We start from the raw sequence: 14,528 nt of genomic DNA, 5'->3' as shown, positions 1-14,528 counted from the left end.
ACTCCTATGGTGCGTAGGCGATGCGGGGCCCGCTCCCGGTCAGGGGCAGACCTCGCACGGCTGGCTCGTACCCGGAGCCGCTCCCGCGACTCCCGTCACATGATCGCAAGCCCCAAGCGGCAGCTCCAGACCCGGGACCAGCGGCACCTCCAGACCTGAGACCGCCTGCGCCTCCAGGCCCGGGACCGAGGCGAGCGCCGCCGCGACTCCTGCGGAGGCCCGCAGGTCGAGACGGGCGCCGGTGCCGCGCATGTCGTGCCGCACCTCGTCCGCGGCGAGCGCCAGGAGCCCGGGCAACAGGTCGGCGCAGCGCCGCGCGAGCCAGCCGGTGCCCGCCGTGGCGAGCCACCACAGGCCGGCGGCGCGGGACGGCGCGGGCCGTTCCGGTTCGACGTCGGGCGCCGGGCCGAGCGCCTCCCCCGCGGCGGCGAGCACGGCGTGGAAGCGGGCGGCGAACTGGCGGTGTCCCCGCTCGCCGGGGTGCAGCCGGTCCGCGCTCCACAGGGCACGGTCGGCCGTCCAGTGGGCGTCGGCGGCGTGCAGATGGACGGCTCCGTGGCGTTCGGACAGGGCGTGGACCACGGAGTTGACCGCGCGCTGGCGACGCGCGAGAGGGCGCGCCAGGGCGCCTGGCAGGCCCAGGAGGGCGCCGGGGTCGGGCAGGCACGCGGTGAGCAGGACGGTGCCCCGTTCGGCGAACGCCCCGTACACGGCGTCCAGGTGGGCGGCCACGGCGTGGATGTCGAAGGTGGCGCGCAAAGTGTCGTTGACGCCGATCACGACGGACGCGACTTCGGGGGTGAACGCCAGCGCGTCTGGCAGTTGCCGCAGGAGCACATCGGAGGTCTGCGCCCCGCCGACAGCGAAGTTGCGGAATTCTACGGGTATTTCGACGGGCGCCAGGCCCTCGGCGAGCAGCGCGGCCCAGCCACGCCACCCGCCGCCGACCCGGTCGCCGACGCCCTCGGTGAGCGAGTCCCCGAGCGCGGCGAACCTGAGCGCCTTCATGCCGGGCCCCCGACCGGAATCCGAACGGGGGCGTCGTGCGCCGCCAGGAAGGCGTCCACGGCGGCGTCCCACCCGAAACACTCGGCACGCGCGCGTGCCCTTTCCCTACGTTGCCGTGCGGGCCGCCCGAGCACGTCCCGGACGGCTGCCGCGAACGCCGCACCGTTGTCCTCGGCCACAACCCCTGCCGCGCCGATCACCTCCGGCAGCGCCGAGGACGCACTGACGACGACCGGTGTCCCGCAGGCCAGCGCTTCCAGGGCGGCGAGCCCGAACGTCTCCGCGGGCCCCGGCGCCAGACATACGTCGGCCGTGGCCTGCAGGGCCGCCAGCGCGGCCGGGTCGGTGACGTGCCCGAGGAAGTCGACCGGCAACCGCCGGGCCCGCGCACGTTGTTCGAGCCGCGACCGCAGCGGCCCGTCGCCCGCCACGACGAGCCGGGCGGGCACACCGGACCGGCGCAAGTGCGCCACCGTGTCGAGGCCGATGCCCGGCCGCTTCTCCACGGAGAGCCGTGTGCACATGAAGAGCAACACCTCGTCCACGCGCGCGTACCGCGCACGCACCGCCGCGCTCCGCTCCCCCGGCCGGCACCGCACGAGGTCGACGCCGAGCGGCGCCCGGACCACGTTGCGCACCCCGATCCGCACGAACTCGCGCTCGGCCCACTCCGTGGTGCACACCACGCGCGTGTAGGCGTGCGCCGTACGGACGTTGAGCACGTCGGCGGCCCGCCGTGCGGCGCGCTCGGGCACGCCCCATGTGCGCAGCACTCCATGGGCGGTCTCGTGGGACACCATCACGGCGGGCACCCGCGCGCGGCGCGCCCACTCACCGGTCCAGCGCAGCGTCGTCCGGTCCGACACCTCAAGGCGGTCCGGGCGCAACCGTTCCAACAGCCGTGCCACGCGCTGCCGGTCGGTCAGGACGCGGTAGCCGCCGCTCGCGGGGAGCGGCGCCCCCGGCAACGTGATGACGCGGCCTTGAGGTGTCTCCGTGTCCGAGAGCCGCTCCCCCGGCACGATCAGCACCGGCTCGTGCCCGGCCGCCAGATACCCCGCACCCAGCTCGCGCAGCGCGGTCCGCAGCCCGCCGGACGCGGGAGCGACGAAGTTCGCGAGCCGTACGATCCTCAGGCGCCCGTTCATGCCGCCACCACCCCCGTCCCGGCCTGCCGCGCATGCAGCACTTCTACGTAGTGCTCGACCAGGAGGTCGCCCACGGCCTCCCAACTGCGCCCGGCCACCGCGGCCCGCCCGGCGCTTCCGTATGCGGCGCGCAGCCCGGGGTCCCCGGAGAGCGCCCACACGGCGTCGCGCAACGCCTCCGCGTCGCCGGGCGGTACGAGCATCCCGGTCCTGCCGTGCGCGACGAGGTCGAGGGGTCCGCCGGCCGCCGGGGCGATCACCGGCACCCCGCTCGCCATGGCCTCCTGCACGGTCTGGCAGAACGTCTCGTAGGGCCCTGTGTGCACGAACACGTCCAACGAGGCGAAGATCCGGGCGAGTTCGTCCCCGGTACGCCGCCCCAGGAAGCGCGCGCCGGGCAGCGCGCCGCGCAGGGAGGCCTCGCTCGGCCCGTCGCCCACCACGACGACCCGCACACCATCGAGGCCGCAGACCCGCGCCAGGAGCTCCACGTGCTTCTCCGGCGCGAGCCGCCCCACGTACCCGACGAGCAGCTCCCCACGCGGCGCCAGGTCGGCGCGGAGGAGCTCGCAGCGCCGCTCGGGCCGGAACCGCAGGGCGTCGACCCCACGCGGCCACAACCGCACCCGTGGCACCCCGTGCGCCTCCAGGTCGCGCTGCGCGGCGGTTGAGGGCGCGAGGGTGCGGTCCGCGGCGGCGTGCACGGTGCGGATCCGCCGCCATGCGGCGCCCTCACCCGCCCCCACGTACGTACGCGCATAGCCCGCCAGGTCGGTCTGGTAGACGGCCACGGCGGGCACGCGCTGCCGGGTCGCGGCCGCCATGCCGCGCATACCGAGCACGAACGGGCTGGCCAGGTGGACGAGTTCGGCCCGGTGCGCGGCCACGGTCTGCGCGAGGCGGCGCCCCGGCAGCGCGACCCGGACCTGCGGATAGCCGGGCAGCGGCAGGGACGGCACCCGGACGACGGGGCAGGGCGCCGCCGCGTCCGCCTCCGGCCCGGCGGGGGTGGCGGGTGCGACGACGAGGGGGTCGTGGCCGCGGGCGGCGAGGTGGCGCGCGGTCTGCAGGGCGCAGTGCGCCACACCGTTGATGTCGGGAGGGAAGGACTCGGTCACGATGACGACACGCATACGGGGTTTGTCGCCCCGCCGGACGTGCTCACGTCAAAGTGGATCTTTCCTGGCGAGGAACGGTCCGTGAGCGTTGGCCGCCGGTGAAAACCGCAGGTGAACGACCAGGAGGCGGCCCCTCACCGAAGGGCCACCTCCCGGAAATCAACGCGCCACGTGCGCCGCAGCGGCGGGACGGATCAGCGCGCCACATGCGCCTCCGCGGCGTGACGGATCAGCGCGTCACAACGCAGGAGCGTCGGGGCCGATCCTGCTGCGGACCGCGGTCTGCACCTCGTCCTCCTCGGCCGGATCGGCGGCGAGGCGGCGCAGTTGATCGACGACGCGGGCGTCGCCCGTCTCGGCGTGCCGCGCGGCGACCTCCCGGGTGCTCTCCTCGCAGTCCCACAGGCATTCGACGGCGAACCCGGCGGCGAAGGAGGGATCGGTGACGGCGAGGGCGCGGGCGGCGCGCCCTCGCAGATGCGAGGACGCCGTCTCGCGGTAGATGTGCCGCAGCACGGGGGCGGCGCAGACGATGCCGAGCCGTCCCGCCCCGTCGACGAGCGGCCAGAGAGTGGGGGCGTCGGGGCCGTCGCCGCGTACTGCCTCCCGAAGGGAGGCGAGGACGAGCTCGCCGTCCTGTGCGCCGCCCCTGCAGGCGAGCACGCGGCCCGCCGCGGCGCCGAGCGCGTCCGGCCGGGGGGCCCACTGCCGGGCCCGCTCCACCACGGCGACGCTGCGCATCCGCTCGAAGGCGTCGAGGGCGGCGTCCACGACGGCGCGGGACGGCGCTTCCACGGCGGCCTCGATGAGGTCGAGCACGCCCGGATCGTGCATGTCGGCGAGGTAGCGAAGGGCGGTGCAGCGCGCCCCGTCGGTCCCGTCCTGCGCGGCCCGCACGATCTCGGCGTGGTCCTCGGGACCCGCCACGGCGGTCAGGCAGCGGGCGGCGGGCACGTACAGGACGGCGCCCCGCTCGAAGCCCTCCTGGGCCCAGTCGAAGACGGCCTGCACGCTCCACTCGGGGCGCGGCCCCGCAGGACGCATCTGCCGCTGCCAGCGGTCGAAGGAGCCGGTTTCCTGCGCGGCACGCACGCGTGCCCCCACATGTGGCCGCGGATCCTCGGCCCACAGACGCCAGGGGCGCGGCTCGAACGCGTCGCGCACGACGGCGGCGAGCTCGGCCTCCGCGTCGGCCGGGAAGCGGGCGAGGACCGGCTCGGCGAGCGCGCGCAGGCCCGCGTCGTCGTCGCGCAGAGCCAGCTCGTCGAGCGCCCAGGCCCAGTTGCCGCCCACGGCGGCGTACTTGCGCAGCAGCTCCAGGGCGTCCCGCCTTCCGTAGGAGGCGAGGTGGCCGAGGACCGCGAGCGCCAGGCCCGTGCGTGACTCCTCGGTGTCGAGGAGATCCTCGGGGTCGAAGAGGTGCCGCTCGATCTCGTCGAGCTCGCCATGGAGATCGACGTAGATCCGGGCGTAGTACAGCGAGCGGTTCTCCACCTGCCAGTCGTGGCGGGGGTCGCTCAGCACACAGTGATTGAGAGCCGCGAGCGCCTCGGCACGCGGCGCCGTCAGCGCGTGCAGCGTGCCGTCGCCGCGGCCCCGCTGCAGCAGGCCGAGCAGCGTACCGCTGGGCGCTATGACCGGTTCGAACATGGGAAACAGCCTCAAATCAAGCGTCGACGCAACCGGGATGCTCACCTACCTGGCCACGCGACAACACGTCGGAGCGCCCGCCGTCTCTTGCTTGCTGCTACCCATTTCTCTGCCTCTCGTCCAAGGCCCGGAACCGGGCCGTTCACGGCCCGCTCTGCACGTGGGCACCACCTGCCCCGGCCTCGCGTCCGTAAATCACGCCGTCATCATGACCCAGCGGCGGAGCACACCGCGACCACATTTCCCGTACCCCCGTTTTGCCTGGTCAGAGCCGATGTGTCAGGAGGTGCCGAAGAGGTCGACGAGCTCCGTCTTGCCGAACATCCGAGCCGTGTCGACCGCCGAAGGGGTCCCCGCGGCCGGATCTGCGCCCCCGTCGAGCAGCGCCCTGATCACGTCGTCGGCGCCCTTGAAGACGGCGCCCGCGAGCGGGGTCTGGCCCTTGTCGTTGGCGCGGTTGGCCTCGGCGCCGCGCTCCAGGAGGGCACGCACCGCCTCGGCGTGCCCGTGGTAGGCCGCGAGCATGACGAGCGTGTCGCCCCGGTCGTTCGTGAGATTCGCCGGCACCCCGGCGTCCACGTAGCCCACGAGAGCCTCCGTCTCGCCGCGTCGCGCGAGGTCGAAGATCTTGGTGGCCAGCTCCACGACCTCCGGGTCGGGGGCTTCGCTCATCGGGCGGACCGCCTTTCTCATACGTGCCGGTACGGCTGTGCAGCCGTACGAGTGAATCGACAGGGTACTGCCCGGTCCGGCACATGACCCGAACCCACCGAGGCAAAGATCACGAAGAGTGCGGACGACCGTCCGGCAGCACGCTCGAGCGGCCCAGCAGCAGATGGGCGAACGGGTGAAACCAACAAATTTCCACCCATTTGCACCTTTTGTCGTATAGATACATGCTGTGAGCCTGGAAGAACTCATGGTGACTGTCCCCATCAACCAGGAGAACCCTCATGATCCTGTCCATCTCGGGCGTCGTGCTGCTCGGCATCATCGTCTTCTTGTTCTTCCGCAAGGACGGCCTGAAGGCCTCGCACGCACTGGTCTGCGCCCTCTTCGGCTTCTACTTGGCGGGCACGGCCATCGCCCCGAGCATCAAGGCGGGCGGCCAGAGCCTCGCCAGCCTGCTCGGCGGGATCAAGTTCTGACGGACCACTCACCCGCACACACCTTCAGGAGAACGACGTGGCCAGGCGCCCACTCCCCCGCATTCTGAGCAACGGCAGCGCCACGATCGCCCGGAGCCGGGACATGGCTCGGACGGCCGCCGACGGTGCCACCGACGTACTCCACCCCCTCATCACGGTCAGCCGTGGGCTGCGCCGCCTGGCCGGTGCCGGGCGGCAGAAGTGGGCGAACACCCCCAAGGAGCGGCGCGGACCGCTGCTCTTCCTGGTGGCCGCCGTCGTCCTGGTCGTGGTGTTCATTCCGTACGGTCCGCTGCTGGCGCTCATCACCCTGATGGCGGCGGCCGGATGGAAGGGGCGCGATCCGAAGCCGCCGGAGCAGACCGGCCCCGACGATTCGCAGGTACAGCGCCTCTCGTCCCTCTACGAGGCGCTTGTACCGTACTTCTCCGTAGCCGACGACCCGAGTCCGCTGTACGCGCACGGGGGCGACTGGGAGAAGGCCTTCGAGACGTTCGACTTCGACGGCGACGGCCGGGTCGACCGGATCGACATCCGCTACCCCGCGTACTTCACGGACGGGGAAGCGGCTTCGCGGGCCCGGATCGAGCAGCTGCTGCACGCCAAGCTCGGCCGGGGCCGCGAGTACCACTTCGCCTGGGACGAGGAGGGCAACCACCTCACGGTGAACGTCCTCGACCCGCTGCCCACGGACATCGCAGCCCAGCCCTTCGTGACCTCGCCCGGTGAGACCGTGCTCGGCTTCACCGACGGGACCGGCGTCCAGCGCACGCTGCCGGTGATGGCGGGCGAGGAGGAGCGGGACGTGCCGCCCGTCGTGTGGCGCACCGGCGTCCGCTCCACCGAGCCCCACCTGCTGGTCGCGGGGCAGCCGGGCAGCGGCACGACGTCCCTGCTGCGTTCCGTGGCGCTGCAGGCGCTGCGCCACGGTGACGTGCTGGTCATCGAGGGCAGCGGGACGGGCGACTACGCGTGCCTGGTCGGCCGCTCCGGGGTGCTCGCCGTGGAGTGCGGTCTCGCCGGCGCGCTGACCAGCCTCGAATGGGCGGCGCACGAGACGGAGCGGCGGCTGATCGCCGCGAACCGGGCGCGACAGGCCGGGCACCCCACCCCGGACGACATCAAGCGCCCGCTGTGGATCCTGCTGGACCGTCCGAGCGCCCTGGGTCACCTCGCCGCCGCGGACGGCCGCAAGGACCCGCAGACGCTGCTCCAGGTGCCCCTCAGGCACGGCCGCGCGGCCGGCGTGACGGTCGTCGTGGCCGAGCAGCTCGACAGCCTCGACGCCCTGATCGACCCGGTCAGGCAGCACACCCGCGCGCGCGTGGTGCTCGGCCCGGCCGCCCCGGAGGAGCTGCGGGACGTGCTCGGCACGGTGCCGCAGACGACGCCCACGGCCGACGTCCCGGCGGGCCGCGGCTACGCCCGCCTGGGCACCGGGCCGGTCCATCGCCTCCAGGTCCCCGCCACCCCGGACCCGTACGACGACGCGACGAGTGAGGCTCACCGGCAGGCGGTCATGGCGCTCCTCCCGGAGCGGGGCACGCCGGCCGAAGCGGCCATGGAGACCCCGGTCGAAGCGGTGCCCGACGAGGCCGAGGCGCTGGCCGAGCGCTGAACGCCCGGGCGGGAACGAGCCGCCTGCGAGAGTGGCGCCCGGCTATGCGATCAGGGTGCGCGGCACGTCCCCGCCCGCGCCCTGACCGTCCCGGACGAGCTGCGCCGCGGCCGCGAGCCGCGCCGCCGCCTCGTCGGCCACGGCGCCGCCCACGGTGAACGGCAGCCGTACGTAACCCTCGAAGGCGCCGTCGACGCCGAAGCGGGGTCCCGAGGGGACACGCACCCCGACCCGCTCGCCGAGCTCGGCGAGGCGCGAGCCCGACAGACCGCCGGCCTTCACCCACAGGGTGAGGCCGCCGTTCGGCACCTCGAACTCCCAGTCGGGCAGCTCCCGCCGCACGGCGGCCACCAGCGCGTCACGGTTCCCGCGCGCCTGCGCGCGCCGCAGCGCGACGGCCTCTTCCCAACCCCCGGTGTTCAGCAGCCAGTTCACGGCCAGCTGCTCAAGGACCGGGGTGCCGAGGTCCGCGTACGCGCGGGCGGCGACCAGGCTGCGGATGACGTCAGGCGCGGCCCGCACCCAGCCGATCCGCATGCCCGCCCAGAACGCCTTGCTGGCCGAGCCGACCGTGATCACCGTGGAGCCCGCGGGGTCGAACGCACAGACCCGGCGCGGCATTGCCGCACTTTCGCTGTCCTCCCCGTCGAAGTGCAGCTCGGTCATGGTCTCGTCGACCACCAGCACGGTGCCCGCCGCGCGCGCGGAATCCACCAGCGAGCGGCGCTGCTCCTCGTCGGCGAGCGCGCCCGTCGGATTGTGGAAATCGGCGACTACGTAAGCGAGCCGGGGCGCCGCCTCGCGCAGTACCTGGCGCCAGCGCTCGAGGTCCCACCCCTGGAGCCCGTCGGCCATGGCGACGGGCACGAGCCTGAGGCCCGCCTCGCGCATCAGTTGAAGGATGTTCGCGTACGAAGGTGATTCCACGGCCACGCGTTCGCCGCGGCCCGCGAAGAGGTGGCAGATCGCGTCGATGGCGCCCATCGCGCCGGTCGTGACCATGATCTGTTCGGGCATGGTCGGGATGCCGTGCGCGGTGTACCGCTCGGCGATCATGGTGCGCAGCGCGGGCAGCCCCGCCGGGTAGTCGCCGTGGGTGTGGGCGTACGGCGGCAGTTCTTCCAGGGCGCCCTGTACGGCGCGGGTCAGCCAGGGTTCGGGCGCGGGCAGGGCCGCCGTGCCGAGGTCGATCATGGAGCCGAGGGCCTCGGGCGGCAGGGGTTCCAGGCCGCGCGCGGGAAGCGGGTTCCCGGCGGGCACGGCGGTCCAACTGCCCGCTCCCCTGCGGGACTCCAGGAACCCCTCGCCGCGCAGCGCCTCGTAGGCGGCCGCGACCGTGGTGCGGCTCACCGAGAGTGCCTGGGCCAGTTCGCGTTCGGCAGGGAGCCGTGTGGCCACCGGGACGCGGCCCTCCAGGACGAGCAGGCGGATGCCGTCGGCGAGGGCGCGGTAGGCGGGCGGGCGGCGGGTGCCGGGGCCCGCGGGGCGCGGCTGCTGCGAGGTGAGCAGCCGGGCGAGCTGGGTCGAGCCGATCGCCGAAGTCCACTGAGCCATACGAGCCAGTCCACCTTCCTCGAATTGGCCATGGTTGGCATCCGATTCCACGCCACAGAGTGTCATGCGTCAGTCCACTACGACCACAGAGGGGCTCCCCTTGTCCGCGTCACCGTCCGCTGCGTCGCCCGGCGGCCCGCTCGTCCGCCGCCTCGTGCAGCTCTACGTAGGTCTCGCGCTGTACGGCGCCAGTTCGGCGCTCCTCGTGGAGGCGGGACTCGGCCTGGAGCCGTGGGGCGTCCTGCACCAGGGGCTCACCGAGCTGACGGGCATCTCCATCGGCGTCGTGTCGATCATCGTGGGCGCGATCGTGCTGCTGCTGTGGATCCCGCTGCGGCAGCGGCCCGGCCTCGGCACCGTCTCGAACGTCTTCGTGGTGGGCCTCGCGATGGACGGCACGCTCGCGGTCGTCCCGGATCCGCACTCCTACGGAGTGCGCATCCCGTTGATGCTGGCGGGCGTCGTGCTCAACGGTGCCGCGACCGGCCTCTACATTGCGGCGAAGTTCGGCCCCGGTCCGCGCGACGGCCTGATGACCGGACTCCACCAGCGCACCGGCCGCTCGATCCGCCTGATGCGCACGGTCGTCGAGATCGCCGTCGTGGCGAGCGGCTTCCTGCTCGGCGGCACGATCGGCGTCGGCACGGTCCTGTACGCCCTGACGATCGGCCCGCTGGCCCAGTTCTTCCTGCGCGTCTTCGCCGTCCCCGCGTCGCCCGCAGGCCCCACCGCGGTCGCCGGCCGCACACCCCGGCGGGCCATACTGCGACGGTGACCTCGCGCGTACGCCATCCCTACCTCGACCACCCGGGCCCGCTCGCGCTCGCCCACCGGGGCGGGGCGGCGGACGGCCTGGAGAACACCGCCGCCGCGTTCCGCCGCGCCGTGGACCTCGGCTACCGCTACCTCGAGACCGATGTGCACGCGACGTCCGACGGGCGGCTCGTCGCCTTCCACGACACCACGCTCGACCGGGTCACGGACGACGGCGGCCGGATCGCCGACCTCCCGTGGTCCGCGGTGCGCCACGCGCGCGTGGCGGGCACCGAACCGGTGCCGCTCTTCGAGGAGTTGCTGGAGTCGTTCCCCGACGCGCGCTGGAACGTGGACGTGAAAGCGGGACCCGCCCTCGTCCCCCTCCTCGACCTGCTGCGCCGCACGCGCGCGTGGGACCGCGTCTGTGTCGGCTCCTTCTCCGAGGCGCGCGTCGCCCGCGCGCAGGCGCTCGCGGGCCCCCGCCTCGCCACGTCGTACGGCACGAGGGGTGTGCTCGGCCTGCGCCTTCGTTCGTACGGGATTCCGGCGACGCTGCGTCGCTCGGCGGTCTGCGCCCAGGTGCCGGTGGCGCACGGGCGGGTCCGGGTGGTCGACCACCGCTTCGTGCAGGCAGCCCACGCGCGCGGGCTGCAGGTCCACGCGTGGACGGTGAACGACGAGAAGGAGATGCGGCGACTTCTCGACCTCGGGGTCGATGGCATAGTTTCCGATCACATCGAGACGCTGCGGGACGTCCTCAAGGACCGGGGGGCGTGGGTCTGACCGCCACCCCGCGGCGCCGGACGTCGGGGACGGCAAGGGGACACGGGTGGGGACCGAGATCGCGCGGGAGACGGCGCAGGGGGCGTCCGCGGCCGCCGAGCGCAGGCGCGAGCAACGCGGCTGGTACTTCTACGACTGGGCGTGCTCGGTCTATTCGACCAGTGTCCTGACGGTGTTCCTGGGGCCGTATCTGACCTCGGTCGCGAAGGCGGCGGCGGACCCGGACGGCTTTGTGCACCCCTTGGGCATCCCGGTCCGCGCGGGCTCGTTCTTCGCGTACTCGGTCTCCCTGTCGGTGATCCTGTCGATCTTCGTGATGCCCCTCGCGGGCGCGGCCGCGGACCGTACGGGCCGCAAGAAGCCGTTGCTCGCGCTCTGCGCCTACATAGGCGCGGCGGCTACGGCCGGGATGTTCTTCCTGGACGGTGACCGCTATCTGCTGGGCGGCCTTCTCCTTGTAGTCGCGAATTCCTCGCTCGCCGTCTCGATGGTGCTCTACAACTCTTACCTGCCGCAGATCGCGCCACCGGAGGAGCGCGACGCGGTCTCCTCGCGCGGCTGGGCCTTCGGTTACGCCTCGGGCGCGCTCGTCCTCCTGGCGAACCTGGTGCTGTACACGGCACACGACACCTTCGGTGTCTCCGAGTCGACGGCGGTACGCATCTGTCTGGCGTCGGCGGGCGTCTGGTGGGGCGCGTTCACCGTGGTGCCGCTACGCCGCCTGCGCGACCGGCGCACCCAGTCCGCGCCGGGTGGTACGGCTTCCGGGCCGCGGCAACTGCTGGCCACGGTGAAGGACATGCGCCGCCACCCGTTGACGCTCTCCTTCCTCCTCGCGTACCTGGTCTACAACGACGGCGTGCAGACGGTGATCTCGCAGGCCTCCGTGTACGGCTCCGAGGAGCTCGGACTCGACCAGTCGACGCTCATCGTGGCGGTGCTGCTCGTGCAGCTCCTGGCGGTGGCCGGGGCGCTCGCGATGGGCCGCCTCGCGCGTGCGTACGGCGCCAAGCGCACGATCCTCGGCTCTCTTGTCGCGTGGACGGTGACGATCGGGGCCGGCTACTTCCTGCCTGCCGGGGCGCCGGCGTGGTTCTTCGTGCTCGCCGCCGGCATCGGGCTCGTCCTGGGCGGCACCCAGGCGCTGTCCCGTTCGCTCTTCTCGCACCTCGTACCGGCCGGCAAGGAGGCCGAGTACTTCTCCGCGTACGAGATGAGCGACCGCGGGATGAGCTGGGTGGGACCGCTGGTGTTCGGGCTCGCGTACCAGCTGACCGGGAGTTATCGCGACGCGATCGTGTCCCTTGTCGCCTTCTTCGTGATCGGTTTTGTTCTACTCGCGAGGGTTCCGGTCCATCGGGCGGTGCGCGCCGCGGGCAATTCCGTACCGGCCCGGATTTAGCACCTGAAGGCAAATCCCGGTAGTGTACGCGGTTGGCCTGCCAGGCGTACCGTTACTGCACGTCTAGATCGCGAAACGCTAGGTGACAACCTGCGTGAGATGTGACAAACCGGTCACCGGTGGGTACTGCACAGGTCAACAAGGCTGCGGCTCCGACGGCGACGCATGACCCGGGAACCGGGAATCTTTACCGCCGACCGGACGTTGACCGGATGACGACGACAGCGACACCTGTCCTGTGGGCGACAAGCCCGGGAGGCACGATTCATGAGTGAGCGAGCTCTTCGCGGTACACGCCTCGTAGTGACCAGCTACGAGACGGACCGCGGCATCGACCTGGCTCCGCGCCAGGCCGTGGAGTACGCATGCGAGAAGGGACATCGCTTTGAGATGCCCTTCTCGGTGGAGGCCGAAATTCCGCCGGAGTGGGAGTGCAAGGTCTGCGGGGCCCAGGCACTTCTCGTGGACGGCGACGGCCCTGAGGAGAAGAAGGGGAAGCCGGCTCGTACGCACTGGGACATGCTGATGGAGCGGCGCACCCGTGAGGAGCTCGAAGAGGTCCTCGAGGAGCGTCTGGCAGTTCTGCGTTCGGGCGCGATGAACATCGCGGTGCACCCGCGGGACAACAGCGGACGCAAGTCGGCCTGACTCCCAGAAACACACCGCACAACGGCCGGGGCCGGACACACACCGTGTGTCCGGCCCCGGCCGTTTGTCGTGCGTCCGCCGTCGCGGCTTCCGTCAGGGGGTGAGCGGCGGCCGCGGATCGGCGTCGTCCCCGCGCGGACCCGGACGCTCGTCGTCCTTGATCACCTCGCCCTGGATCACGGTGCCGCCGGACTGCCGCATCCGGGCCTGCTGGAACGCGTCACCGAACGAGCCCGGGCCCGCCGCCGCGCCCATCTTCCGCTCGACCTTGCGCTCCGTGTACCGGCTCAGCGCCGTGCGCAGCGGCGGAACGAGCAGCAGCAGACCGAGAGCGTCCGAGATCAGCCCAGGGATCATCAGGAGGAGCCCGGCGAGCATCAGCAGCCCGTTGCCCTGCGAGCGCTGCTCAGGGGGCTTGGAGGCCTCGGGAGAGCCGCTCTGCTGGCGCTGCAGCGTCTCCGTGAGGTTCTGGAACGCGCGGCGCCCCGCGGACTTCATCACCACGGATCCCAGCACGATGCCGGCCACCAGCAGGATGCCGAGCGTGAAGCCGCCGATCGCGCCCGCCACCACCGTCAGCAGCCAGATCTCCAGGACCATCCAGGCCGCGACGGCGAGCGGCAGATACCTGCGGAGCCGGGAGCGCCGGGCCCCGGAGGACGGGTTACGAGGCGGAGTGCCAGTGGTCATGCATCCAGTTTGCCTGGGCCCGGATGCGATTGGCATAAGCGGGGGATCAAGATCGCTCTCAGCGGACGTCCGGCTTGCGGCCCAGGACCTTGTCCACCCGCGCCCCCACGCCCCACGTGGTGACCCGCCACAGGGCCTCCACGACGATGTCCTTGCTCATCTTGGAGTCGCCGCGCTCGCGCTCCACGAAGGTGATGGGGACCTCGACGACGTGATAGCCCTCCCGCACCGCGCGCCGGGCCAGGTCGACCTGGAAGCAGTAGCCCTGCGAGGCGACCTCGTCGAGACCGAGGCCCTCCAGGGTCTCGCGGCGGAAGGCGCGGTAGCCGCCGGTGACATCGCGGATCGGGACGTCCAGGAGGAGACGCGAGTACGTGGAGCCGCCGCGGGAGATGAACTGGCGGGACTTGGGCCAGTTGACGATCCGTCCGCCGGGCACCCAGCGCGAGCCCAGGACCAGATCGGCGCCCTTGAGGGCGGTCAGCAGCCGGGGCAGCTCCTCCGGCTGGTGGGAGCCGTCGGCGTCCATCTCGACCAGGACGCCGTAGCCATGCTCCATGCCCCAGGCGAAGCCCGCGAGGTAGGCGGCGCCCAGGCCCTCCTTGCCGGTGCGGTGCAGGACGTGCACCTGCTCGTCGTCGGCGGCCAGCTCGTCGGCGAGTTTGCCGGTGCCGTCGGGGCTGTTGTCGTCGGCGATCAGGACGTGCGCCGCGGGCACGGACTCCCGCACGCGGCCCACGACGGGCTTGATGTTCTCCGCCTCGTTGTAGGTCGGAATGATCACCAAGGTCGTGCCCAGAGGGCCGAACTTCCGCCCGCCGCCGTCGCTCACAGCTTCCCCTTAAAACTTCCGTCCACAAGGGGACCACCATAGCGAGCACCCCAGTTCACGCCGATAAGGCGCCCTGGGTGAGCTGTGGAGGGCGGGAAACGGAACCCATCACTACTTGTCTACGAATACTGCGGATCGGGGCCGGGCGTCCTTCGGGCCGACCTGGGGCCCGC

Annotated in this window: 14 protein-coding genes; 6 read left to right on the top strand and 8 right to left on the bottom strand. The window is 72.4% G+C overall.

Going from position 1 to position 14,528, the window contains the following annotated elements; all coding sequences use genetic code 11:
• Nucleotides 1-39: 39 nt before the first annotated feature.
• The 5 genes from ACOKM3_RS33835 to ACOKM3_RS33815 all read right to left on the bottom strand — a co-directional run bounded on the left by ACOKM3_RS33835 (nucleotide 40) and on the right by ACOKM3_RS33815 (nucleotide 5,596).
• Nucleotides 40-1,008 carry an SGNH/GDSL hydrolase family protein gene (locus tag ACOKM3_RS33835; protein WP_426905037.1) on the bottom strand — a complete coding sequence of 323 codons (969 nt, stop codon included), beginning with the start codon at nucleotides 1,006-1,008 and terminating at the stop codon, nucleotides 40-42.
• Nucleotides 1,005-2,156, bottom strand: a complete 1,152-nt coding sequence (locus tag ACOKM3_RS33830; protein WP_426905036.1) for a glycosyltransferase — start codon at nucleotides 2,154-2,156, stop codon at nucleotides 1,005-1,007. The genes ACOKM3_RS33835 and ACOKM3_RS33830 overlap by 4 nt, the downstream gene beginning before the upstream one ends.
• Nucleotides 2,153-3,289 (bottom strand): glycosyltransferase family 4 protein, encoded by a 1,137-nt coding sequence (locus tag ACOKM3_RS33825; protein WP_426905035.1) that lies wholly within the window; start codon nucleotides 3,287-3,289, stop codon nucleotides 2,153-2,155. The genes ACOKM3_RS33830 and ACOKM3_RS33825 overlap by 4 nt, the downstream gene beginning before the upstream one ends.
• Nucleotides 3,290-3,511: 222 nt before the next feature.
• On the bottom strand, nucleotides 3,512-4,924 hold the full coding sequence (locus tag ACOKM3_RS33820) for a HEAT repeat domain-containing protein (RefSeq protein ID WP_426905034.1): 1,413 nt from the start codon (nucleotides 4,922-4,924) through the stop codon (nucleotides 3,512-3,514).
• Nucleotides 4,925-5,203: 279 nt separating this feature from the next.
• The gene (locus tag ACOKM3_RS33815) at nucleotides 5,204-5,596 is read right to left on the bottom strand and encodes an ankyrin repeat domain-containing protein (RefSeq protein ID WP_266721976.1); all 393 of its coding nucleotides are present in this window, start codon (nucleotides 5,594-5,596) and stop codon (nucleotides 5,204-5,206) included.
• 281 nt (nucleotides 5,597-5,877) lie between these two features.
• Between ACOKM3_RS33815 and ACOKM3_RS33810 the strand changes: the two genes are divergently transcribed.
• Nucleotides 5,878-6,072, top strand: coding sequence for a hypothetical protein (locus tag ACOKM3_RS33810; RefSeq protein ID WP_266598445.1), 195 nt, complete (start codon nucleotides 5,878-5,880; stop codon nucleotides 6,070-6,072).
• 37 nt (nucleotides 6,073-6,109) lie between these two features.
• The gene (locus tag ACOKM3_RS33805; RefSeq protein WP_426905033.1) at nucleotides 6,110-7,690 is read left to right on the top strand and encodes a hypothetical protein; all 1,581 of its coding nucleotides are present in this window, start codon (nucleotides 6,110-6,112) and stop codon (nucleotides 7,688-7,690) included.
• Between the two features lie 42 nt (nucleotides 7,691-7,732).
• Here the strand turns inward: ACOKM3_RS33805 and ACOKM3_RS33800 are convergent, their stop codons facing one another.
• A complete protein-coding gene (locus ACOKM3_RS33800) occupies nucleotides 7,733-9,244 on the bottom strand; it encodes an SCO1417 family PLP biosynthesis transcription factor (RefSeq protein ID WP_426905032.1) in 1,512 nt (503 codons plus the stop codon).
• 64 nt (nucleotides 9,245-9,308) lie between these two features.
• On the opposite strand from ACOKM3_RS33800, the gene yczE reads away from it, so the two are divergent.
• From yczE to ACOKM3_RS33780, 4 genes are all read left to right on the top strand, one after another.
• The gene (gene yczE, locus ACOKM3_RS33795) at nucleotides 9,309-10,019 is read left to right on the top strand and encodes a membrane protein YczE (RefSeq protein ID WP_426905031.1); all 711 of its coding nucleotides are present in this window, start codon (nucleotides 9,309-9,311) and stop codon (nucleotides 10,017-10,019) included.
• Nucleotides 10,016-10,783 (top strand): glycerophosphodiester phosphodiesterase, encoded by a 768-nt coding sequence (locus tag ACOKM3_RS33790; RefSeq protein WP_426905030.1) that lies wholly within the window; start codon nucleotides 10,016-10,018, stop codon nucleotides 10,781-10,783. Before yczE ends, ACOKM3_RS33790 begins: the two co-directional genes overlap by 4 nt.
• Nucleotides 10,784-10,829: 46 nt before the next feature.
• The gene (locus tag ACOKM3_RS33785; protein ID WP_426905029.1) at nucleotides 10,830-12,185 is read left to right on the top strand and encodes an MFS transporter; all 1,356 of its coding nucleotides are present in this window, start codon (nucleotides 10,830-10,832) and stop codon (nucleotides 12,183-12,185) included.
• Nucleotides 12,186-12,452: 267 nt separating this feature from the next.
• Complete coding sequence (locus ACOKM3_RS33780; protein WP_266721963.1) at nucleotides 12,453-12,833, top strand: RNA polymerase-binding protein RbpA; 381 nt, start codon at nucleotides 12,453-12,455, stop codon at nucleotides 12,831-12,833.
• A gap of 93 nt (nucleotides 12,834-12,926) precedes the next feature.
• Here ACOKM3_RS33780 and fxsA read toward each other — a convergent pair whose 3' ends face one another.
• Nucleotides 12,927-13,523, bottom strand: coding sequence for an FxsA family membrane protein (fxsA, locus tag ACOKM3_RS33775; protein WP_426905028.1), 597 nt, complete (start codon nucleotides 13,521-13,523; stop codon nucleotides 12,927-12,929).
• Between the two features lie 58 nt (nucleotides 13,524-13,581).
• Nucleotides 13,582-14,355 (bottom strand): polyprenol monophosphomannose synthase, encoded by a 774-nt coding sequence (locus ACOKM3_RS33770; RefSeq protein ID WP_426905027.1) that lies wholly within the window; start codon nucleotides 14,353-14,355, stop codon nucleotides 13,582-13,584.
• Nucleotides 14,356-14,528 lie beyond the last annotated feature (173 nt).

The sequence above is a fragment of the Streptomyces nidicola genome, from assembly GCF_050106155.1.
Lineage (GTDB): Bacteria > Actinomycetota > Actinomycetes > Streptomycetales > Streptomycetaceae > Streptomyces.
Note: the sequence above shows the minus strand (reverse complement) of the source record. Positions and strands in the feature narration are given on the sequence as shown.